Annotated in this window: 10 protein-coding genes; 6 read left to right on the top strand and 4 right to left on the bottom strand. The window is 70.7% G+C overall.

From position 1 onward, the window contains the following. The first annotated feature begins 105 nt into the window (after positions 1 to 105). On the top strand, positions 106 to 1,242 hold the full coding sequence (locus WME79_RS30760; RefSeq protein ID WP_437522085.1) for a serine/threonine-protein kinase: 1,137 nt from the start codon (positions 106 to 108) through the stop codon (positions 1,240 to 1,242). Positions 1,243 to 1,423: 181 nt separating this feature from the next. Here WME79_RS30760 and WME79_RS30755 read toward each other — a convergent pair whose 3' ends face one another. Then, the gene (locus tag WME79_RS30755) at positions 1,424 to 2,647 is read right to left on the bottom strand and encodes a glycosyltransferase (RefSeq protein ID WP_437522083.1); all 1,224 of its coding nucleotides are present in this window, start codon (positions 2,645 to 2,647) and stop codon (positions 1,424 to 1,426) included. Between the two features lie 910 nt (positions 2,648 to 3,557). Beyond that, on the bottom strand, positions 3,558 to 6,755 hold the full coding sequence (locus tag WME79_RS30750) for a collagen-like protein (RefSeq protein ID WP_437522081.1): 3,198 nt from the start codon (positions 6,753 to 6,755) through the stop codon (positions 3,558 to 3,560). 938 nt (positions 6,756 to 7,693) lie between these two features. On the opposite strand from WME79_RS30750, the gene WME79_RS30745 reads away from it, so the two are divergent. The 5 genes from WME79_RS30745 to WME79_RS30725 all read left to right on the top strand — a co-directional run bounded on the left by WME79_RS30745 (position 7,694) and on the right by WME79_RS30725 (position 15,986). Next, positions 7,694 to 8,224, top strand: a complete 531-nt coding sequence (locus tag WME79_RS30745) for a GNAT family N-acetyltransferase (RefSeq protein WP_437522079.1) — start codon at positions 7,694 to 7,696, stop codon at positions 8,222 to 8,224. A gap of 968 nt (positions 8,225 to 9,192) precedes the next feature. After that, positions 9,193 to 10,782 carry a hypothetical protein gene (locus WME79_RS30740; protein WP_437522077.1) on the top strand — a complete coding sequence of 530 codons (1,590 nt, stop codon included), beginning with the start codon at positions 9,193 to 9,195 and terminating at the stop codon, positions 10,780 to 10,782. Positions 10,783 to 10,911: 129 nt separating this feature from the next. Then, positions 10,912 to 13,170 carry a hypothetical protein gene (locus WME79_RS30735; RefSeq protein WP_437522075.1) on the top strand — a complete coding sequence of 753 codons (2,259 nt, stop codon included), beginning with the start codon at positions 10,912 to 10,914 and terminating at the stop codon, positions 13,168 to 13,170. 95 nt (positions 13,171 to 13,265) lie between these two features. Beyond that, on the top strand, positions 13,266 to 15,176 hold the full coding sequence (locus tag WME79_RS30730) for a HEAT repeat domain-containing protein (protein ID WP_437522073.1): 1,911 nt from the start codon (positions 13,266 to 13,268) through the stop codon (positions 15,174 to 15,176). A gap of 192 nt (positions 15,177 to 15,368) precedes the next feature. Further along, positions 15,369 to 15,986, top strand: a complete 618-nt coding sequence (locus tag WME79_RS30725) for an RNA polymerase sigma factor (RefSeq protein WP_437522071.1) — start codon at positions 15,369 to 15,371, stop codon at positions 15,984 to 15,986. Positions 15,987 to 16,052: 66 nt separating this feature from the next. Here WME79_RS30725 and WME79_RS30720 read toward each other — a convergent pair whose 3' ends face one another. Together WME79_RS30720 and WME79_RS30715 are read right to left on the bottom strand one after the other, a co-directional pair. Further along, the gene (locus WME79_RS30720) at positions 16,053 to 16,787 is read right to left on the bottom strand and encodes a DUF7873 family protein (RefSeq protein WP_437522069.1); all 735 of its coding nucleotides are present in this window, start codon (positions 16,785 to 16,787) and stop codon (positions 16,053 to 16,055) included. 107 nt (positions 16,788 to 16,894) lie between these two features. Continuing rightward, positions 16,895 to 22,909 (bottom strand): AAA family ATPase, encoded by a 6,015-nt coding sequence (locus WME79_RS30715; RefSeq protein ID WP_437522067.1) that lies wholly within the window; start codon positions 22,907 to 22,909, stop codon positions 16,895 to 16,897. Positions 22,910 to 22,999: the final 90 nt, after the last annotated feature.

Below are 22,999 nucleotides of genomic sequence, written 5' to 3'. Positions count from 1 at the left end.
CGATCGTAGCGCCGTCGCGGGACACGGGAAACGCAGAGCAGAGAGGCTCTCCTGCGCCGCGAGCGCCGGGAGAGCCGTTGGCTCGAGGTACGGAGAGGACCAGCGATGGAGTTCGAGAATGTCACGCACGTCCAGAGAGCGCAGGCGCGGGTGGGAACGTCGCTCAACGGCGCGTGGCGGCTGGACGCGCTGATCGGCCTCGGCGGGATGGCGGCCGTGTATGCCGCGACGCACCGGAAGGGCCAGCGGGTCGCGATCAAGCTGCTGCACCCCGAGCGGGCGAGGGACCGGGGCGATCGCGCGCGGTTTCTCCGAGAGAAGGCCATCGCGCAGACCGTCGATCACCCGGGGGTCGCCGCGGTGATCGCGGACGACGTGACCGAGGATGGATCGCCGTTCCTCGTGATGGAGCTCCTCGAGGGAGAGAGCCTTCTCCAGCGCTGGAAGGCGCAGAGGGGCCCGCTCCCGCCGGCCGAGGTCCTCTCCGTGAGCGAGCAGATCCTGGAGGTGCTCGCGGCCGCGCACGCGAGGGGCGTCGTTCACCGGGATCTGAAGCCTGACAACATCTTCCTCACGCGAGAGCGCGGGGTGAAGATCCTCGATTTCGGCATCGCGCGCCTGCGGGTCCCCTCGGGGCAAACCTCCCTCGTGGGGCTCCGCGCGATGGGCACGCCGGCGTACATGCCGCCCGAGCAGGCCCGCGCGCGCTGGGATCTCGTCGATGCGCGGACGGACCTCTGGGCGCTTGGCGCGACGATGTTTTCGCTGCTGGCGGACCGATACGTCCAGGAAGCGCCGACCGTCAACGAGCTCTTCTTTCTGAGGATGACCTGCCCGATTCCGTCGCTCGCGCGGATCGCGCCGTCGATGGTTCCGGCCGTGGTGCGCGTGGTGGACCGCGCGCTCGAGTTCGCGCAGGTGGATCGCTGGCCGGATGCGCGGTCGATGCTGGCCGCTGTGCGCGAGGCGCATACCGCGCTCGCGCTCGCGCTCGCGCCACCCCGGAGCACGCTGGTTCCGCCGCCCCGGAGCACGCTGGTGCCGCCGTCCCGGAGCACGCTGGTGCCGCCGCCCCGGAGCACGCTCGCGCCGGCGACGGACCTGCGCGACCTTGGCGCGCTGGACGAACGGCCGTCTTCGGGTCGTCCCCAGGCGCGGCTTTCCCGGGCGGCGGCGCTCTCGTCGCCGCCGTCGCTCGCGACGAACGCGCGTGCGCGCTCGACGATCCCCCGCGTGCCTTGAAGCGGGCGTGAGGCAGCGACGGCCTGCCCCCGGAGCCGGGCGACGCGCTTGCCGCGCCGTTCGCGATTCGCCTGGCGTGGATCGGGGGGCGAGCCTGCGAGCTGCTCGCTGGGTGATGGGTGCGAGCCCGCGAGCAGCTGACTGGGTGATGGGGGGGCGAGCCTGCGAGCTGCTCGCTGGGTTATGCGTTCAGGCCCGCGAGCAGCTCGCTCGGCCGCAGCACGCCTCGCCGCTCCGGCTCGCGCCGGGCGAGGAGGGTCTCGTAGATATCCATGTAGCTCGCCATCATGCGCTCGGCCGAGTAGCGCCGCAGCGCGAGCTTCCTTCCGCGCTTGCCCATCGCCGCGGACTGCATGGGATCCCCCTTGAGCGTGGCGAGCTTGGCGGCGAGCGCGCCCTCGTCGTCCGACGGCACGAGGAAGCCCGTCTCCCCGTCGGCGATCAGGGCAGGGATGCCGCCCACGGCGGTCGAGACCACCGGCAGCCCCGTGGCCATGGCCTCCACCATGGAGAGCGGCAGACCCTCGGACTTCGACGACAGGACGAAGACGTCGCTCGCCGCGAGGAGCCCCGGCACGTCGTGCCGCTCGCCTGCGAAGACGACGCGGTCGCTGATGGCGAGCTCTTCGGCGAGGGCGCGCAGCGAGGCGGCTTCCGGCCCGTCTCCGACCAGGAGGAGGCGCGCGTTGTCCGAGTTGCCCGACAGGATCCCTGCGGCCGCGGCCGCGCGGAGCAGGAGCGCGTGGTTCTTGACCTGCGACAGGCGCCCGACCGCCCCGGCGACCCACGCGTCCTGGGGGATCCCGAGCTCGGCTCGGGTGCGGCGCCGGGCCGCGGCGTCCGGCCTGAACCGGGAGAGGTCGATTCCATTCAAGATCACATGAAGCTTCGAGATCGGTACCTCGTTGTGCTTCACCATGAAGTCGGCCGTCGACTGCGACACGGCCACGTGCGCGTCGGCGAGCTTGGCGGCCATGTGCCGCAGCCACGCCCTGCGTCCCTGATCGAACATGGCGCCGTGCAGCGTGTGGCACACAGGCACACGGTGCAGCCGGCCTGCGGCCGTCGCGTAGATGAGCGGCTGCTGATTGTGCGAGTGCACGATCGAGACACCATGCTTGGCGAAGAACGCCGCGAGCTTCCCGGGGAGCTTGAAGTCGAAGCCGGAGCGCTTCGGCAGCATGTGCACCGCGACGCCGCGCTCCCGGAGCTGCGCCGCGCGCGGCCCGTCGGGGTTCGTCCCGATGCCCACGACCATCACCTCATGTCCCGCGGCGCGCTGCAGCCCCGCCAGATCCACCACGACCTGCTCAGCGCCGCCCACCTGGAAGGAGTTCAGTACGTGTGCAATCACGAGACGGTTGTGACGTGCTCCGGTCATCGTCGCATGCTCGGTGGTCTTCATATCGTAATCTATGCTCATGGTTCCCCTCTGGGGTGCGCTCCGGGCGCATGTGGTCCGACCTGAGAGAAACCCCTCCTTCGTGTCCGCGTCCCGGGGGGGCAAATTACCACAGCATCTACGAAGCGAGGAGGTTTCTCTGTGGTTCTCCTCGCTATGCCGGGTACCGCTGGATTGACGTGAGGGGATGTCTTCATCGGCCCGTCCGCGGACTACGTGCAATCGCGCCTGTGGCAGATGGCAACAGCTGTGACAAAGAGCGTCGCGGCGGCTTCACGTGCGTGCCACAGCGGCTGTCCCTGATCCAGGGCAGCAGTGATGCCACGCCAACCTTCCGGCAGGAGCGCCGGAAACCGCGCATTTTTTTCGGAGCGTGGAAGAGTCCGATGTTCATGCAGCCACCGGCCAGGAATTCATGCGAAAAGCGTGCAAGCTGCCTCACGCGCTCCTGCGGGCCATCTATAGCCCCGGCGCGCGATGGTGAGGGTGTCGTCTGCTGTGGGTGTGTGTGAGGTGGTGGCGCTTCTGGTAGGTAGGGCCGCTGATCCGGCGGTGCAAGGGGTTCGCAGGTGAGGGTTGCTGGGCCCGGCGGCGTCGCTGGCCGTGCTGCTGGGGAGCGCGGGCGGACCGCGGTGGCCTGTGCAGGCGGGGCGGCAGGTGGGGGGCAGGTGGGGGGCAGGTGGGGGGCAGGTGGGGGGCAGGTGGGGGGCAGGTGGGGGGCAGGTGGGGGGCAGGTGGGGGCTGTGCGGCGATGGCACGGCGTGCTGCCGTGCGGCGTGCGGCGTGTGGAGAGCAACGGTGAGGTGCAGAGCCAGCGGTCCCCCGCCCTCGGGGTCACGGTGGACGGGCGGGGGACAGCGGGTCGAGAGGTGGGCTCGTGCTCACGCGAGCATGGCCCTCCGGTCTTTCGGGATCAGCGCTCGGGCACCTCGGCGCACACGGCGAAGGTGGTCAGCGAGACGGTCTGCGCCTTCTTGCCGAAGCCGCTCTCGAACACGGCGGTCGATGTCCAGCCCGCGCGGCCTTCGGTGGCGTCGAACGGCGAGTTCTCGACCACCCTGCTTGTCGCCTGGGCGCCGCCGGAGATCGAGAATCCGCCGCTGAGCACGACTTCACCCGCGTCGCAGAGCGCCTTGACGTTGACGAACGCGCTCGCGGGCGACGCCTCGCGCGTCACGGAGACCACGTGGATCTTCACGAGTCCAGGCGATCCGACCGGCCCCTGGGGGCCACGCTCGCCCTTGGGTCCAGCGGGGCCCTGAGGACCGCGCGCGCCGTCGATGCCCTTGAATCCCTGGAGACCCTGGATACCGACGATCCCCGCGGGGCCGCGCTCGCCGCGCTCGCCCTTGGGTCCGGCGGGACCCTGAGGACCACGCGCGCCGTCAGCGCCCTTGAGGCCCGGAGCGCCGTCAGCGCCCTTGAGGCCGTGAGTGCCGTCGACGCCCTTGAGGCCCTGGAGGCCCTGAGGACCGACGATCCCCGCGGGGCCGCGCTCGCCGCGCTCGCCGCGTTCGCCCTTGGGTCCGGCCGGCCCTTGGGGACCAGCCTCGCCCTTGGGTCCGGCGAGACCCTGAGGACCGCGCGCGCCGTCAGCACCCTTGAGGCCCGGAGCGCCGTCAGCGCCCTTGAGGCCCGGAGCGCCGTCAGCGCCCTTGAGGCCCGGAGCGCCGTCAGCGCCCTTGAGGCCCGGAGCGCCGTCAGCGCCCTTGAGGCCCGGAGCGCCGTCAGCGCCCTTGAGGCCGTGAGCGCCGTCGACGCCCTTGAGGCCCTGGAGGCCCTGAGGACCGACGATACCCGCGGGGCCGCGCTCGCCGCGCTCGCCGCGTTCGCCCTTGGGTCCAGCGGGTCCCTGGGGACCAGCCTCGCCCTTGGGTCCGGCGAGACCCTGAGGACCGCGCGCGCCGTCAGCGCCCTTGAGGCCCGGAGCGCCGTCAGCGCCCTTGAGGCCCGGAGCGCCGTCAGCGCCCTTGAGGCCGTGAGCGCCGTCGACGCCCTTGAGGCCCTGGAGGCCCTGGAGGCCCTGAGGACCTACGAGCCCTGCGGGACCCTGGAGACCACGCTCGCCGCGCTCGCCGCGTTCGCCCTTGGGTCCAGCGGGTCCCTGGGGACCAGCCTCGCCCTTGGGTCCGGCGAGACCCTGAGGACCACGCGCGCCGTCAGCGCCCTTGAGGCCCGGAGCGCCGTCAGCGCCCTTGAGGCCGTGAGCACCGTCGACGCCCTTGAGGCCCTGGAGGCCCTGGAGGCCCTGAGGACCTACGAGCCCTGCGGGACCCTGGAGGCCGCGCTCGCCGCGTTCGCCGTGCTCGCCCTTGGGTCCAGCGGGTCCCTGGGGACCAGCCTCGCCCTTGGGTCCGGCGAGACCCTGAGGACCGCGCGCGCCGTCAGCGCCCTTGAGGCCCTGAGCGCCGTCGACGCCCTTGAGGCCCTGGAGGCCCTGAGGACCGATGAGCCCCGCGGGGCCCTGGAGGCCGCGCTCGCCGTGCTCGCCCTTGGGTCCAGCGAGTCCCTGGGGACCAGCCTCGCCCTTGGGTCCGGCGAGACCCTGAGGACCGCGCGCGCCGTCAGCGCCCTTGAGGCCCTGAGCGCCGTCGACGCCCTTGAGGCCCTGAGGACCGACGAGCCCTGCGGGGCCCTGGGGGCCGTGCTCGCCGCGCTCGCCCTTGGGCCCTGCCGGCCCCTGCGGACCGCGCGCGCCGTCGACGCCCTTGAGGCCCTGAGGACCCATCTCGCCCTTGGGCCCTGCCGGCCCTTGAGCACCCATCTCGCCCTTGGGCCCTACCGGCCCCTGAGGACCCATCTCGCCCTTGGGCCCTACCGGTCCCTGAGGACCACGCGCGCCGTCAGCGCCCTTGAAGCCCTGGGGGCCGATGAGCCCCGTCGGCCCCTGAGGACCCATCTCGCCCTTGGGCCCTGTCAGTCCCTGCGGACCATGCGCGCCGTCAGCGCCCTTGAGGCCCTGAGCGCCGATGTGCCCCGCCGGCCCCTGGGGGCCGACCTCGCCCTTGGGCCCCATGGGTCCCGCGGGTCCCTGAGGACCACGCGTGCCATCGACGCCCTTGAGGCCCTGGAGGCCCTGCGGGCCGATGAGCCCTACCGCCCCAGCCGGCCCCTGCGGGCCGGGCTCGCCGCGCTCGCCCCTGGGCCCCATGGGTCCCGCGGGCCCCTGCGGACCACGCCCGCCGTCAGCGCCCTTGAAGCCCTGGAGGCCGGTGTGTCCCGCCGGCCCCTGAGGGCCCATCTCGCCCTTGGGTCCCATGGGCCCCGCGAGTCCCTGAGGACCGCGCGCGCCGTCGACGCCCTTGATGCCCTGGAGGCCCTGGGGACCGATGAGTCCCACGGTGCCTGCCGGCCCCTGCGGGCCGGGCTCGCCGCGCTCCCCCTTGAGACCCTGCGGGCCCTGCGGACCGCGCGCGCCGTCGCCACCCTTGAAGCCCTGGAGGCCCTGGGGACCGATGAGCCCTGCGGTGCCTGCCGGCCCCTGCGGGCCGGGCTCGCCGCGCTCCCCCTTGAGACCCTGCGGGCCCTGCGGACCGCGCGCGCCGTCGCCACCCTTGAAGCCCTGGAGGCCCTGGGGACCGATGAGCCCTGCGGTGCCTGCCGTCCCCTGCGGGCCGGGCTCGCCGCGCTCCCCCTTGGGACCCTGCGGGCCCTGAGGACCGCGCGCGCCGTCGCCGCCCTTGAAGCCCTGGAGGCCCTGGGGACCGATGAGCCCTGCGGTGCCTGCCGTCCCCTGCGGGCCGGGCTCGCCGCGCTCACCCTTGGGCCCCATGGGTCCCGCGGGCCCTTGAGGACCGCGCGCGCCGTCGCCGCCCTTGAAGCCCTGGAGGCCCTGGGGACCGATGAGCCCCGCGGTGCCTGCCGTGCCTGCCGGCCCCTGCGGGCCAGGCTCGCCGCGCTCCCCCTTGGGACCCTGCGGACCGCGCTCGCCCTGCGCCCCAGCGGGTCCCCGCTGCCCCATGGGCCCCTGGGGGCCGCGCTCCCCCTTCTGATACTGCTGCCCCACGAACCCCTTCTTGCCGGGCATGTGGTGCCCGATCTCGTCGGACGCCCGGGCCTCCGCCTTGACGTCTTGCGAATCGCCGGCCCAGCTCGCGCCTGTGCTGGCCATCACTCCGGCAAACCCGGCAACGATTCCAGCAGAAACCGCACTCGCTCGATACTTTCGCATGTGACTCCGCCTTTCTATCGATTCCGAGCTTCAATGCGCTCGATCCCGCAGACAGCCGCGTTCAGATGAGGTGGAGCCCAGCAGGCGAGTGAATCGGGCGAAGGCCGACTCCGGGACGGATCTCCGCCCGTGCCCCGCACCGACTTCTCGATGAGAGTCCACCAATTGCCGGCACGAAAAGTCAGGGCGATTCGTCGATGCGGCACCCGACAGGCCACGCCAAGACGCGGGCGTGACCAGGTGCAACCAGCGCTCGAAGGCTCCAGTCGCCAACCCGCTGTGTCTGGAGCGATCCTAAGTTAATGGGGGCGGTTCACCAAGCCCCTGAGGAGGGGTTGACAGCCGCGACGCCTGTCGCGCCGTCGGCTTTTATTCGTCCTCGCGCCGGGGGAACGCCGCGCCCCCATGCGAAGTCGGGGTATTCGCAGGTATCGAGAGCAGAACAGGGCGAACGCGTGGAAAGACAGCAGCTTGCGCCTGGGAGCCCGCAATGGCGCCAAGGGCGCACCAAAGCGAGAATCAGGAGACGACCGCTCACGGGACAGGAAATGGCGAACACGGCGCCCGGCGAGACGGCGCTCCGCGCGCCGCCGATGGCGCTGGGGGCCGGCGGGACGAGCGCGCGGTGCGCTCGTCAAGGCGTGGCAGCACGGCTTCGCTGGAACATCCGGTGCCGATTCAAAAGCGCCCGACATGGCCTCAGGAGCGCCCGACATGGCCTCAGGCGGCCACCGTGACGCGCCGATACGCGCCGCATCACCCCCGCGTCCGGCGTACGCATCTCGGCTCGCCTGGCGGGGCGCGTCAGATCGACGCGCGCCGGCGCCCCGTGATGGGCGAGCGCTGCACTGCGGTGGCGGACCGGGTAGGATCGCCGGGTGCCCGGCCTCGACACCGACGATGACGCCCTCCTCTTGACGGAGCGCCTGAGCCTCCGCCCCCACCGGCTGTCAGACGTCCTGTTCATGATGGAGCTGAACTCGGATCCCGAAGTGGTCCGCTACACCGGCGATACCGCGTTCGCGTGCGAGGACGAAGCGCGCGCGGTCGTCGCGCGGCTCGCGCGCCAGTTCGAGGACTTCCGCATGGGCAGGTTCATCGTCTCGGACCGGAAGACGGGGGAAAAGCTCGGCTGGTGCGGCCTCAGGTGGCACGACGACCTCGAGGTCACGGACCTCGGGTACCGCTTCTTCCGGAAGCACTGGGGCAAAGGCTACGCCACGGAGGCGGCCGCCGCGTGCATCCGGTATGCAGTCGAGGAGCTCCGGCTCTCACGCCTCGTCGCGCACGCGATGCTCGAGAACGTGGCGTCGGTCAGGGTGCTGGAGAAGCTAGGATTCCTCCGGACCGGGCCGACCGTGTTCAAGGGGCTCGTGGCCGAAGGGTTCGAGCTCCTCCTGAGGGCCTGAGCCGCCGGCGCTCTCGTGCGCTGCGCCCAGCTTCACCCGCGGGGGGCGCCGGCGCAGGCGGCCCACCCGACGGCCGTCAATGACGGAAAATGCGGCGTCATCGATCGAGCTCCCGCGACGCGAAGGCCCTGAAATAGGTGAGACCCGGGACTGTGGCCTAGTCCCGGGCCTCGGTTTGCCGCCATCTGCGCACACCCACACGTTTAAGGTCGAAGGTCAGTCCTTACACCGCCGTGTTCTGCCATTAAACTACCGGCCATCATGGACTGCGCGCCGGGGCGGGAGCGCCCCGGCGCCGCGCGAGGAGAGGCGACGCCTCACCGCGGCGCGGGCTGGCCAGGCTGGAATTGAACCAGCATCCGACGATTCAAGCCTTCTTCCGTTCGATTGGGTGATCGGCGACGAATGCTCGAGCCTGGAGTGAGAGCTTGAGACCATTGAACGGGCCGGCGCTGCCTCTTCCAGGTTGGGCTACCCCGCCGCGAGAGAAGATGAGGTGGCGGGGGCAGGATTCGAACCTGCGCTTGGGCGCCGAGCCCATCAAGCTGAGCTTGAGCTTCAACTTGCACTCCGCGGCCACGATATCGCTCCGGCGGCCGCGGCGCAAGCGCCGCCGGCCAGGGGCGGCGCGCGTCCGGCGCGCGCTACCCCGGCCCGCCTGGCGCCCGCGCATGCCGGCCGCGGCCGCGCGGCCGGACACGTCGGAGGAGCTCCGCCGTCGCCTGGCGAGGGCGCCGCCGTGCTCGCGCGCCTCCAGGCGCTTCGCCCCGGCGCGCGGGCGCCTGCAGCGGCCTGGACCCGCGATGCGCCCGGCGCCTGCACGGCGGCGTGGGCGCGCGCGACGGTGAAGCCTCGCGAGACCTCGTCAGAAACGCACGGGCGCCTGCGTATCAGTGGGGCGAGAGGAGACGACGCCTCGGCGACGCGCCGAGCAGCGCGCATCTCCGCCCCCGAACCAGGAGCCCGTCATGCCCACGCATCGGTTGATCTCGCTGTCCGCGTTGTTGACATCACTCGCCGTGGCCCCCGGCTGCGCATTCTCACCCGAAGAAACGGACGCCGAATCCGCCGACGAGAGCGCGGCGCCGCTCACGTTCACGGCCACCCCGGCGCTGGGGTCGCCCATCCTCGTGCGTGATCCAGCGGTCGCGTCCACCGTCACGATCCAGGGCAAGCTAACGCGCCTTTCGATCGGGCGCGCCTCGACCACCGGGCAGAACGGCGGAAACCGCTACTTCGTCACGGGCAGCGATCACAAGCTGCAAGAGGTCGAAATCAGCGCGACGGTCGCCGCGCAAGCCGGTGGCTTCGACGCGATCCTCGGCCGGACGGTCGCCGTGACGGGCAGCTCGTATTCCGCGCGCGGCGGCCTCGTTGCGACGCAGGTCACCGTCCCGGCCTCGGCGGTCGCCAGCCTCGCGAGCCTCGTGTCCGGGAGCTACACGGGCGACAAGCGCTGGCTCATGATCCCGTGCTCCTTCACCGATCTGTCGAATCCGACGCCGCACACGCGTGCCTACTTCGAGGGGTTGATGGGGAATACGCGGCCGGGTCTTGGTAACTATTGGTCCACGGCGTCGCACGGCCGCCTCTCGATCACGACCACGGTGCTCGACTGGCAGCCGATGCCGAACCCGGCGAGCTTCTACAACCTCCAGACCTCCAGCGAGAAGCTCGACGACCTCGTGAACGACTGCTTGAGCGCGGCGTTCTTCGGCGGCGCCAACGTCTTCGACTTCGACGGCTTCGCGCTCGCGTTCAGCCACAACCTGGAGAACCAGGTCGTCGCCGGCACGTTGCAGACGCCGGAGCGGACGCATGGCTTCTCCGTGCTCTCGCCGGTCGAGTTCAGCCATCAAGCGAGCGTCGCGCGCGCGATGGGAGCGGGCATCGATCTCACGTATTCAGGGACGGCCGCGCTGAGGTTCGACTCCCCGTGGGACGTGATGAGCCAGGGCTTCGCGCTCTCGCCGAGCGGCCTGTCGTGCAGCTCGCTCACGGCCTCGTTCGGCTGCGGCGCGGTGTTTCCGGCCGCCGAACACACGGCGCTCGCGGGCTGGCTCACGCCCTCGCAGATCCTGAGCGTCCCCCTCAACTCGATCGCCACCGCAGATCTCGACTTCGTCGGCGCGCCGCCGCTGCCGGGCCACCACGGCGTGATCCGCGTGCCCATCGACGCCACACACTATTACACCATCGAAGCGCGCCAGCAGTCTCCCTCGACGTACGACGTCGGTGTTCCGCGGAGCAGCCTCGTCATCCAGCGGATGGACGTCTCGCCGCTCCCGGACGAACCGACGGCGCAGCAAATCACCGAGTCGGCGACGCGCCTGCGTCTGGTGGAGGCTCCTGCGCCGGGCGTCACGTCCTGGAGCGGGGGATACCGCTTGACGGTCAGCTTCACGCCTCAAGCGACCGGCTACCGCGTGGTCGTCGACCGCTCGCCGCCGCCTCCTCCTCCGCCGCCCGAGCCGGAGCCGGAGCCGGAACCTCTGGACTGCTGGGAGCGTTGCCGAGGGCCCGTCTACAAGTGCGCTCAGATCTGCGGCGATTTCTGAGCCGTCGCCCCTGATTCCCTGGCTCGCGGACGCCGACTCCATGCGCCGGGATCCGCGTCCCCCTTCTTTGCCCGGAGCAGCTCGCGCTCGTCGGGCGTCTTCACCCACGTTCCACGAAAGGTCATCCCCATGAGAACCCGAACCCGCGTATCGATTTCATCCTTCGTCCTGGCAGCGCTCGCGACCACCAGCGGCGCGATGGCGCAGACCTCGTGCCCGACGCCGACGGTCGTCCAATGTCGAGATCCCGCCTACCTCGCGACGGCGTGCGGCCAGGCTTCCGTCGCGAACGAGGCGAGCGCGTGCTCCGTGCTCATCCGCACGGCGTACGACGCGGAGATGCAGCGCCCCGACGTCAGCGTCGAGGAGGTCGCGTCGCCCGACGACCCCGAGACCACCGTCGCGGCAGGCGTGAGGCCCTACAGCTTCTTCAAGCACATGACGCAGCATTTCGAGGGCCAGTTCCTCGGCGTCGAACAGAAGAGCCAGCTCTACAACGCCGGCGGCGGATCCATCAACCTGTTCGCCGACGGCATCACGCGCACCGGCCTCGAGTCGCTCGGCGCGCAACGCGAGCGCTGGCGGGCGAACGGCAACGTCGTGCAGTCGTGCACGGAGTACGTCCAGGAGCGGTTCCACGACTACACCCGCTTTCGCGATCTCGCCGACGTGTCGTTGCTGAGCGATGAGGTCCTTTTCGATCAGGCGTTCGACACGTCCACCGGCATCGCGAACCGGACCTTGTACAGCAAGTCCGGCGCGAGCGCGCTCCCGGCGGTCGTGTGGCCGTCGAACGGCCAGATCGGCACGATCATCGTCGGCGGCGTACCCAAGCCGCTCATGGATCCGAAAGCGCCGAAGAACGGCTACTTCAAGGCGTACAAGTCGCTCGCGCGCGGCAGCTTCTTCGGCCCCGCCGACGCGGCGATCCGGAGCAAGCTCCAGGCCGGGACGTCCCACCACGTGGTGAACTGGAACTGGCACGCGCAGATGCAAGACGCGCTGTCAGATGAGCACCCGGAGACCCTTCGCTACTACGAAGATCAGCAGCAGGACTTTCTGAAGCTCACCGCCGAACGCGACAAGCTGCTCGACCTCATCGCGAAGCACGGGCCGACCTTCACGTCGACCGATCACTGCACGGGACAGCCCGGCTGCGCGCCCGTGACGCGCGATCTGCAAGCCGAGCTCACCGCGCTCGAGGCCGCGCTCAAGGCGCAGCTTTACCAGGCGGACGCGGACGGGTGCATCGACGCCGTGAACGTCACGAAGTGCGACTGGTCGTACCGGCAACTTCGCGATCAGGTGGCGGCGTTCTATTCGAAGCACATGGAGGCCGCGTATCAGACGTGCGTCGCCAACACGAGCGGCAATTTCGCGTCGAGCTCCCCGGTTCGCAACGCCGTGAGCGCCTTCGGCGCACCGAAGAACGACTACACGACGACGGCGGAAGACATCGAGGGCTTCGGCGCCGTCGTCAACAACTGGGTCGCGAGTCAGCCTTTCCCCAAGACGCCGGACGGAAAGCCGTACATCGGCGACCGAAAGAGCGATCACGGCACGCTCGGATCGAGCGACCTGTCGCTCGATTGGTCGTACGACACGGGCTGGGAGGTGACGGGCCTGTCGCCGCAGGCGCAGGCATGCAGCGCCAACCTGAGCGTCGACGGCGCGTTCACGGCGGTCGGCCACGCCTACGGCACCACCGTGGAGGTGATCGACGCTGCCGCCAAGATCTACACCGAGCAATCGGCGGGCAAGGCAAAGGTCCGCCTCGAAGTGCTCGACGTCAAGATCTGGAACCGCTGGGACAACCCGTACAGCGCGGAGCTCCAGACCGGCCTCGTCAAGGAGATGAAGAGCGGGACGAAGAAGGAGTTCACGACCACGGTCTACCCGTTCGGCGTCCCGGTCACGCTCGGCGCAGGTGTCGGAATGTCGGTCGGCATGAAGATCGACGCGAAGGCGCGGATCGGCGGCACGTGCTCGTCGACGCCCACCGGATCCGGCATCGATCTCGCCACGATCACCGGGACGGTCACGCCCTTCGCCCAGGCCGATGCGTTCGCGTCGGCGGCGGTCGGAGTACCCGGCTTCCGCGCGGGCGTGAAATGCAACCTGGTCCTCGTGCGCGGCGAGATGCCGATCAGCGCGGGCGCCAGGATCACGATGAGCCCGAGCAAGGCCGTCACGGCGTCGCTCTCGTTCACGGGGAAGCAGAAGTTTCGCATGCTCGACGGCAACGTGAAGGCGTTCGTCGACGGCCCGTTCTCCTTCCTCGACTCGGAGTGGACCCTGTTCTCGTGGCAGGGCCCGTCGATCGACGAGGAGATCTTCAAGTTCGAGAAGAGCAGCATGCCGCTCGATCTCATCAAGAACTATCTCTGACCTTGGTCCGGGTGGGTCGGGGCTCGGCGGCGTCACGCCGGGCCTCGGCCCGAGCTTCGTCTCTCGGAGTTTGCATTCGTCGTTCAGGAGGTTGTATGTCCTCGCCGTTCGCCCAAAGGTTCCTGCGCCGTCGCCGCTCGATCGCCGTCGCCGCCGCGCTGCTCGCGCTCGGCGTTCCCGCCGCCCGTTACGCCATGCACGCGGCGGAGCCGGTCTCCGTGACGCCGCGAGTGCATGCGCTCTCCCTGCGATTCGAGCCGGGCTCGGTCCTCCATTATCGCGTCTCCTGGTCGGGTGAGCAGCGCGGACGCCTCTTCGCCGCGGGCGTCGGCGCGGCCGAGACGCATACCTCGAGCGCGACGGACATGGCGCTCGACATGGCGCTGTTCGTCGAGTCCGTGGAGGAGGACGGGGCGACGCTCGTTCTCTCGTTCACAGACGTGCTCCGCCACCGGCTCGACGTGCTCGGCACCGAGGCGTTCCCGGCGCGAGAGCACGCGGCGACCGCGCTCATGGGACGGCACGCGCGGGTGCGCGTCGGCACGGACGGCGTGAGCCGGGACGTCGCCTTCGAGGCCGGCGCTCCGGACGTGTTCATGAACCTCGTCCAGTGGGTCGTCGCGCAGTCGAGCGTCTCGCTCGGCCCGAGCGCCGCGGGCACGTCCTGGGAGGCGAACGAGCGGGGGCCGTTCGGCGCGTCCGTCGTTCGTTACGCCCAGGACGAGCAAGATCTCACGCGGGAGCGAGTGCGTTATTCGAGCTTCGACGCCTTCTCGAACCCCGGCTCGGCCAGCCTGCGCGTGCGCGAGCTCCGAGGTGGGTCGTCGATCCGCGTGCGCGGCGGCGCGATCGAGCGCGTCCAGAGCGAGGAGCGCGTCCGCGTGGACGGCCCCGACGGCACGAGCGAGCTCGACGGTCGGGCGCGATTCGAGCTGCGGCTCGTGCGCGTGGATCGCGGTGAGGCCGCTCCGGCCGGTATCGCGTTCGAGGCGCCGCACCCCGCGGGCGAACCGATCGTCGGCGCGGACACCGTACGCGAGCTCCTCACCCAACGCGTCGACGGGCTCACGCGCGAACGGCTGCTCTCCGATCTCGCCCAGTTCGGCAACGGCGGCGTGATGCCGGCCCACACCCGCTGGCTCTGGCGAGCGACAGGGCTCCTCCAACAAGATCCGAAGATCGCCCGGGATCTGGCGAAGCTCGCGCTCGAACCCGGCGCGACCGACAAGGCGCGCGTCCTCATCATGGATCTGCTCGCGTCCGCGGGTCACGAGGAGGCGCAGGCCGCGATGCGCACGATCCTCGCCTCTCCCGCGCTCGCGCGCTCTCCGCTCCGAGCGCCGCTCGTCCAGCGCGTGTCGTTCCTCGAGGCGCCGACGAGCGAGACGGCCGATGCGGTCTGGGACGCCTTCCAGGACGGCCAGCGGCAGGGGTACGCCGACCTGGCCTATGCCAGCGCGCACGCGCTCGCCGCGGCGTCCGGCGCCGCCTTAGCGAACGGCGACGCCGGGACGGCGAACGCCCTCGTCGCCCGGCTGGGCCGCGAGATCGCGTCCGCAGAGACGCCCGAGGCGCGGGCGGCGCTGCTCGGCTCCCTCACGAACGCGCGCAGCCCCGAGGTGCTCGCGATCGCGGAGCCCTACACCACGAGCGAGGACGCCGCCTTGCGCGAAGCTTCCGCCGAGGCGCTGCGCAGGGTCGATACGCCCGAGGCCAAGGACCTGCTCATCACCCTGGCGCGCGACACGGCCATCGAAGTGCAGAGCACCGCCCTCGCGGCCCTGCGCGATCGAACCCTCACCGCCACCGACTGGCGTGATCTCGCGGCGGCGATGAACGAGGGCCGATTCGGCAGCGCGCTCGACGGCACGCTGCTCACGCTGGCGACCTCTCAGGGTCAGGTCCTGCCCGAAGCCCTGAAGGTCGTCGCTCAGCTCGCGGCGCGCCCCGGGACGAGCGCGGCCATCCGGGCCCGGGCGCAGGCGATCCTGGCGGCCGCGGGGTGAGCCCGGGCTGTCCCATGGGTCGCGCGCGCCGCCCGCGGGCGCGCACGCTGCCCGCCAGCGTCCCATGGGCGCCAAACGTCGAGAAATTCGGGCAAGACCCGCTGGCGCCCTTCTTGCTGAACCCCTTGCACCCGCATTCGAGAGGCGGGCCCGCAGCGTCTGGCGCTGCGCGTCCAAGCGAGGAAGGTTCCCATGGTCATCGATCGTGATTCCGACATCGAGCGTGCGACGAGCGGCGACGGCAGAGCGGCGGCGGAGCTCGTCACCGCGCTCTTACCGGTCATACGTCGGCGCGTCGCGCGCGCCCTGCTCAAGGACGAGGCGAGCTGGGGACGGTCGGTCACCATCGACGTCGAGGACCTCACCCAGGAGGTGTTGCTCGCGTTGTTCGCCGACGGCGGCCGCATCCTCAAGGCCTGGGCTCCCGAGCGCGGCCTTGCGTTCGACCAGTTCGTCGGGTTCGTGGCGCGGCGGCATGCCGTCTCGATCCTGCGCAGCGGGCGCAAGGGCCCGCTCAACGCGCATCCGACCGACCCGGTCGATCTCGAGAACCTGCCGCCCGAGAGCCGGTGCCGCGACGCGCTCCGCTCCACCGAGACGCGCCAATCGCTCGAGCGCCTGACGCTCGAGCTGCATCGACGTCTGTCTCCCGCGGGGGTCGACATGTTCCGCCGGCTCTTCGTCGAAGAAGAGTCGGTGAGCGACGTCGCCCGCACTACCGGGCGCAGCGCGGAATCGGTCTATCAATGGCGCACCCGGATTCGAAAGACCGCGCTCGAGGTCCGCACGTCGCTCCCGTTCGAATCGTGAAAGGCGCCATGGAGACGAAACAACGCGCTCGCCGGGCGCTGCTCGCCGGGGCAGGGGCGGCGCGCCTCAGGCGCCGAAGAGGAAGCCGAGGACGGTGGCGCCGACCTTCTGCTCCTCGACCGTCTGGTTGTTCGCCTCCTCGCGGGCGAACTTGACCGCCTTTTGCAGCTTCTCCACCCGATCGAGCAGCTCGTTGATGCGCCGCGCCGGCAGCGCGCCCGAGAACTTGACCGTCTTCCAGTAACCGACGACCACGTCCTCGTGATAGACCTCCACCTGCGCCGGGTGTTTGTCTGTCGCCTCGGCCTTGACGTGGTTGCGCGGGATCTTCTTGGTTCGCGCCGTCTGCACCGGCTCCGTCGCCCAGGAGTCCGCGGAGGGATCGAACGTCCAGCTCTCCGACGCGTCGAGCACCGGCAGCTTCTTGATGAAGGTGTTCATGTCGACGAGCTGCTTCTCCAGGAAGAGCAGGTAAGTCACGGGCGCCCCGGTGAGAAGCACCTTGCCGTCGACGACCACGTCCGCGCGGGCCTTGCAGTTCGCATAGTCCTTGGTGGCCGTGACGTCGAAGAGCTCGCCCAGGATGTCGGCGGTGCTCCGGATGATGTCCTCGGCCTTCGCTTGCACCCTCGTCGCCTCGGGCGGGAGCTGCTCGCCCTCCTCGTCCTTCGACCGGTAGGTGCGCGAGATCCCGGAGAGCAACGCCGGCTTCTGCAGCGCGTGGTGCGCCTCGGTGAGGCGCTGGTGGGAGCGGGCCTTGACGCCCTTCTCGATGGCGATGATCTGGTTCAAGCGAGGCATGGCAGTCTCCTAGGACGACTACCCTATCAGAGGAGCAAAGCACCTGTCAGCGCCGTCGCGTGAGCCTGCAATGGGCCCGGGGAGCGCTGTCGCGAGCGCGTGAGCGCCTAGGCCGATGGGAGCAGGGCCCCTTGGCCCTCGGCCGCCGTCTCCGCCTCGGCCGGGCGCAAGGGGAGCTCGACGATGAACGCAGCGCCGGCGCCTGGCTTGCTCTCGACGCGGATGGTGCCGCCGTGGGAGGTGATGATCCACCGCACGATGTAGAGGCCGAGGCCGAGGCCGCCGATGTTGCGGACGGAGACGGCGCGCTCGAAGCGCTCGAAGATCCTGGCCTGATCGGCCTCGGCGATGCCCATGCCGTGATCGCGGACGACGAGCAGCGCGCGGCCTTCCAGGCCGCGCACGACGACGTGAATGGGGGCCCCCGCGCCGTACTTGATGGCGTTGGACAGGAGGTTGATGAGGACCTGCTCCATGCGAGAAGCGTCCCAGTTGCCCACCACGGGCCCTTCCAGCTCGAGCTGCGTGCGGCAGCAGGCGTCGTCGAGCTGCTGGTGCATGCGCTCGACGACCTCGCGTGTCAGGGCCGCGAGGTCGACGGGCGCGCGCGCGAGGGTGAGCCGGCCGGCGCTCAGCCGGGTGACGTCGAGCAGCTCGTTGACCAGGTGGGCGAGGCGCGCGATCTGGCGGCTCAGGACCTGGATCGCGGCGTCGATGCGCTCCGGAGCGACCTCGGCGCGCTGGAAGCGGGGCAGGAGGCGGGCGAGGAGGTGGGCCTGCATCTTGAGCGAGGTGAGCGGGGTCTTGAGCTCGTGAGAGGCGACGAGGAGGAACTCGTTCCGGCGCTCGATGGCCACCTGGGCCTCGGCGAACAGGCGGCTGTTGTCGAGGGCGAGCGCGGCGCGGCTCGCCAGCTCCTGGGCGAGCCACAGGTCGGCAGAGCCGTAGCGGCGCCGGGGGGCGGTCGCCAGCAGGGTCATGACGCCGAAGCACCGGTCGCGCGCGAGGAGCGGAGCCCGGAGCAAGGAGTGGACGCCGAGCCGCTCCAGGAGGGGCGCGGCGCGCACGTCGCCCACCTCGAGGCGTCGCGGCGACGCCGCCGAGAGCGGCTGCAGCGCGTCGATCACCGCCCCTGCGAGCTCGGCCGGCACCCCCGCGGCGATCGTGGGTCCCGGGGCGCCGCGAGCGAGGTCCACGTCGATGAGGCACTGGTCGGCCAGCTCGGGCACGGCGAGCTGCGCGACGCTGTCGAGGGTGGCGCCGTAGCCGAGGGCCATGAGCTGGCGGCTCGCCTCGGCGAGGAAGTGTTCGGCCAGCTCGGCCCGCCTGCGCTGGGTGATGTCGGTGGAGATGCCGCAGAGCACGCCGGGCATGACCGCCTCGCCGAGAGGGAACTTGACCGACAGGAAGGTGTGCGGCCCGTCGTCCAGCAAGATCTCCTCTTCACACTGCAGCGGCTCGCCCGCGTCGAGGACCTTCCTGTCGTTGTCACGGAGCAGCTCCGCGGTCGAGGCCGGAAAGACCTCGGCGTCGGTCTTTCCGACGAGCTCATGGCGCGACAGCCCGACGGCGCTTCCCGCGTGGCAGTTGGCGAGCAGATACCGGCCGTCGTGATCCTTGAGGTAGATGGCTGCAGCGGAGTTGTCGACGATGGCCTGGAGCGTCTTCTGGTTGGTCTGGAGCTCGCGCTCCGCCCGCCGCCGCTCGGCGTTCTCCTGCTCGATATCGGTATAGAGCATGGCGTTCTCGAGGGAGATGGCCGATTGCGAGGCGAGCAGCTCGAGCACGGTGAGCCGCCCGGGCGTGAACGCCCCGGTGATGAGCCTGTTCTCGAGGTAGAGCAGGCCGAGCAGCCGCGCCTGCCGCGCGATCGGCATGCACAGCACCGATCCCTGCCCCCTCTGCCTGAAATAGTCGTCCTCCGAGAACGGGTGCCGCCCGGCAGCGTCGTCGAGCAGCATGCGCTCGTGGCTCCGGCGAACGTAGTTGAGGACCGACTGCGGCAGCGCGGTCGCCGCCGCTTCGCGCGCGTCGAGCAGCCGCGCCGCGCTGCCGGACGTCGAGATTGCCGCCGCGATCGACAGGCGATCCTCCCGGAGCAGGAGCACGACCCCCTCTCCGGCGCCCGCGTGCTCGACCACGATGCGCAGCAGCGTCTCTAGCAGGCGCGGGAGCTTGAGCTCGCCGGAGATGCTCTGAGAGGCGGTGACCACCGACAGGACATCGAACTGCTCGGCCCGCACGGCGAAGGTGACGGTGGGGGCGATCGGCTTGCGCGGCGCGAGGGTGGGGTAGCGCTGGTCGAGCTGCTCCACCTTGGCGTGGGCGCCCCAGCGAAAGTAGCCGGCGCGGGCCTCTCGCAGGTAGGCGTCGGCGGACGTGAAGAGGCCGCACGCGCGGTAGAACCCCGCAGCGAGCTCGAAGGCGATGGCCTCGTGCTGGACGAAGCCGCCCTCCCGCGCCGAGGAGATGGCCTGCTCGTAGAGCCGCATCGCCTGCGGTTCCTGCCCGCGGAGCCGGGCGATCTCGGCGCGGACCAGGGCGTGCTTGTGGAGGAAGTTCTCGGGGCAGCTCCTGGCCCACGCGCCGAGCTGCCGCTCGCACTCGAGCAGCTCGTCTGGGGGCTCCCTCGGCGGGGCGGGCCGCGCCTCGTGAGCCTCGCCGGAGAGGGCCGCGAGCGAGAGCGCGAGATAATAGAAGCTCTCGGCGATGATGACGTTCGACTCGACCTTGTAAGGGTGCTCGGCGCGCCCGCGGGTCACCGCGGCGAACGCCGCTCCGGGAGGGGCGATCAGGAAGCGCGCCTGCGCCTTCAAGTTGTAATAGATGGCGCGGACGAGCGGAGGATTCCCCTCCTCCAGGGACGCCTCGAAGGCCGGCAGATCGAGCTCCGTGCCGTCCAGGGTCGAGAGGCGCACCGGCCTCCCGCGCAGCGCCTGGATCATGGCGTAGATGCCGAGGAGGACGCAGTGCGGTAGCGCGTAACCGGCCCTGCGCACGAAGCCGAGGCGCTCTTCGACCGCGCGGAGCACGTCCTCCAGCGGCTCCCCGGAGAACAGCGGGAATGTCTCGGCCCACATGCAGTTGTAGCACGCGTCGTTCAGGTTGCCGGACTCGACGGCGGCGCTGAACCCGTCGCGCGTGTACGGATACGTCTCTCGGTAATGGCGCGTCCAGAAGACGATGTGCTGTCCAAACATGGTGAGCACCACCGATTTCGTGGTGAGGAGGCCGCTCCTTTGCGCCAGGTCGTGACCGAGCTTGCCGAACAGATACCCTTCCCGGTATCGCCCGTACCTCGGGCCGATCACCCTCGCGAAGAAGGTGTAAGCGTGAGGGGAGGTCTCGGCGTTGCCGTGGCGCAGGCTGAGCTGGACCATGCGCAGGACGACGAGGTAGTGCAGGTTCGCGTCCATGAAGAACGCGGGGAGGGACACCCCCTTCAGCACGCCCATCGCGCTCTCGATCTCCGGATTCGTCACGCGGGGCAGGTGGATCAGGTCCGCGATCTCGCGATCGCCCAGGTCCCGCCAGACGTGCTCGGTCTCCTCGTCGACCTGTGCGTCGCTGGGGCCGAGCGGAAGCGCGATGTCGCAGGCGCGGAGCCACGCGAGCCCGATCTCTATCGCGCGAGCGTGTCGCCCTCGGGTGACGTTCAGCGCGACCGCGAGCTCGACGGCGGCGGCCGTCTCGGTCCTGGTCCTCGCGCGCTCCATGAGCTCTTCGAGGAGCCGCTCGGCCTCGTCGAAGCCGCCGGTGATGTACGCGACGTGCGCGCGCTCGAAGGTCAGATCGTACGTCAGCTCGTGCCGCGTCTCCCAAGAGGCCTGCGCGAGCAGGGAGAGGCCCGCGGCGAGGAGGGCGGCGGCGGACTGGAAGGCCGCGGCGGCCTTGGCCTTCCTGCCGGCGCGGAGGTTCAGCGCGGCGAGGTCGTCCCGCTCCGCCTGGGAGCGGAGGAGCGCGGCGCCGCGGTTGAGGTGGCCGACGACGTCGAAGAGCGACTCGTCGCGCTCGTCGGCGCGCTGCGCCTTCACGAGCAGCTGGCCGATGCGGAGGTGCACCTCGGCGAGCTGCTCGGCCGGGATGAGCGAATACGCGGCCTGCTGCACCCGGTCATGGAGGAAGCGATAACCAGCGCTCCGCCGGAGGAGCAGCCCCTCCCGCACGGCCTCCTCGAGCGCGTCGCGGAGCGCTTCCGCCGATCGGCGCGCGACGATCGCGAGGGTGTCGAGGTCCAGGCTGCTGCCGAGGCAGGCGGCGAGCTTGAGCGCGTCCCGCGCCGGGATGGAGAGCCGCTTGAGCTTGCCCACCATCAGCTCGACGACGTTGTCGGTGAACCCCTTGTCGCGGATGGCGGCGATGTCCCAGCGCCACACGCGCTGCTCGGCGTCGAAGGGGATGAGACCTTCCTTGTGCAGCTCGAAGAGGAACTGGAGGACGAAGAACGGGTTGCCGCCGGTCTTCTCGTAGACGAGCTGCGAGAGCGGCTCGACGTCCGCTTCGGGCGCGTGGACCGCCTCGGCGACGAGCGCCCCGACGTGGGCGGCCGAGAGCGGCGCGAGGACGAGCTCGGAGACGGCGGCGCCGCGCTTCTGCACCTCGGCCAGGGTGAGCCGGAGCGGGTGTGCGGGGCCGACCTCGTTGTCGCGGTAGGCGCCGATCAGCAGGAGGTGCTCGGAGCCGGTGTAGGTGGCGAGCTGCTCGAGCAAGAGGAGGCTGGCCGCGTCGGCCCATTGGAGGTCGTCGAGGAAGAGCGCGACGGGGTGCTCGTTCCGGGCGCACGCCGCGACGAAGCGCTGGAGCGCCGCGTGGAGCCGGCTCTGGGCCTCGGTGGGCGGGAGCTCGGGCACGGGCGGCTGCGGGCCGAGCAGGAGCGTGAGCTCGGGGAGCACGTCGGCGAGCAGACCGCCATCCTGGCCGAGGGCCTCCCGGAGGCGCCGCCGCCAGCGCTCGAGCTGCTCCTCGCTCGCGCACAGGATCTCCTGCAAGAGCCCCCGGAACGCTTGAAGGAAAGGGAGATAAGGGACATCGCGCTTCAGCTGCTCGAACTTGCCAGAGAGGAAGAAGCCGCGCTCGCGCACGACGGGCCTGTGCAGCTCGGCGACGAGCGAAGACTTGCCGATGCCCGAGTAGCCCGACACGAGCGCGAGCTCAGGCCGGCCATTCGCGACCACGCGCTCGAACGCGGCGAGCAGCGCCTCGATCTCGCGCTCGCGGCCGTAGAGCCGCTGCGGGACCCGGAACCGGTCGGAGAGATCGCGCTCCCCGAGCGGGAAGGGCTCGATGGCGCCGGTCGCCCGCAGCTGAGAAAAGCACCGGTCGAGGTCGTGGCGCAGGCCGAGCGCGCTCTGGTAGCGCTCCTCGGCGGCCTTGGAGAGCAGCTTGAGCACGACCGCCGACAGGAGCGGGGGAATCGAGGGGACGAGCGCCTGCGGCGGCTGCGGCGCCTGGGCGATGTGGCAATGCACCCACTCGACGGGATCGCTGGCCTGGAACGGCAGGGCGCCCGTCAGCATCTGGTAAAAGGTGATGCCAAGGGAGTAGAGGTCGGTCCGCTCGTCGATCCAGCGGTTCATCCGGCCTGTCTGCTCGGGCGCCATGTAGGCGAGCGTGCCCTCGATGAGCCTGTCGCGAGAGAGGTCCTGGGACTCGCGGGGCAGCAGGCAAGCGATGCCAAGGTCGGTGATCTTCACCTCCCCGGTGTCGGGGTTGCAGAGCAGGTTCTGGGGCTTGATGTCCTTGTGGATGATGCGATGGCGGTGCAGCTCGGCGAGCGCGCCGGTCAGGCGGAGCGCGAGAGGGAAGAAGCGCTCGAGCGGCATGGGCCCGTCGCCATCGAGCAGCTGGTCGAGCGAGCGGCCGCCGAAGTCCTCCAGGACCAGCGCGACCTGATCGCCGAACGCCTCGATAGCGCGGGCCTTGACCACGGCCGTGGTGTCGAGCGCGCTGGCGAGCTCGTGCTCGTGGTGCAGCCGGCCAAGGGCGCGGGGGCTTGCGTGGTCGCGCCGCAGGACCTTGAGGACCACCGGTCGGCCGTCCTCCGCGCGCCGGGCTCGGTAGAGGATCGTCTCTGCACCCTGGTGCAGGACCTCCACCACGAGGTAACGCGGGCTTTCTGGCATGGGCAAGAGCGTCGGCAGCCGGAGCGGCCTCCGAGGCGTCGGCGTCTGGCCTGATGGTGCCAAAAGCGCGGTGCTGCGCCACGGGAAATG

The sequence above is a fragment of the Sorangium sp. So ce726 genome, from assembly GCF_051521405.1.
Lineage (GTDB): Bacteria > Myxococcota_A > Polyangia > Polyangiales > Polyangiaceae > Sorangium.
This window is presented reverse-complemented; position numbering and strand designations above follow the sequence as displayed.

What these genes read in the sequence shown, in the direction of transcription:
- WME79_RS30720 (WP_437522069.1), bottom strand. Translation starts at nt 16,787, where the DNA reads ATGCCTCGCTTGAACCAGATCATCGCCATCGAGAAGGGCGTCAAGGCC.
- WME79_RS30730 (WP_437522073.1), top strand. Translation starts at nt 13,266, where the DNA reads ATGTCCTCGCCGTTCGCCCAAAGGTTCCTGCGCCGTCGCCGCTCGATC.
- WME79_RS30750 (WP_437522081.1), bottom strand. Translation starts at nt 6,755, where the DNA reads ATGGCCAGCACAGGCGCGAGCTGGGCCGGCGATTCGCAAGACGTCAAG.
- WME79_RS30715 (WP_437522067.1), bottom strand. Translation starts at nt 22,909, where the DNA reads ATGCCAGAAAGCCCGCGTTACCTCGTGGTGGAGGTCCTGCACCAGGGT.
- WME79_RS30740 (WP_437522077.1), top strand. Translation starts at nt 9,193, where the DNA reads ATGCCCACGCATCGGTTGATCTCGCTGTCCGCGTTGTTGACATCACTC.
- WME79_RS30735 (WP_437522075.1), top strand. Translation starts at nt 10,912, where the DNA reads ATGAGAACCCGAACCCGCGTATCGATTTCATCCTTCGTCCTGGCAGCG.
- WME79_RS30755 (WP_437522083.1), bottom strand. Translation starts at nt 2,647, where the DNA reads ATGAAGACCACCGAGCATGCGACGATGACCGGAGCACGTCACAACCGT.
- WME79_RS30760 (WP_437522085.1), top strand. Translation starts at nt 106, where the DNA reads ATGGAGTTCGAGAATGTCACGCACGTCCAGAGAGCGCAGGCGCGGGTG.
- WME79_RS30725 (WP_437522071.1), top strand. Translation starts at nt 15,369, where the DNA reads ATGGTCATCGATCGTGATTCCGACATCGAGCGTGCGACGAGCGGCGAC.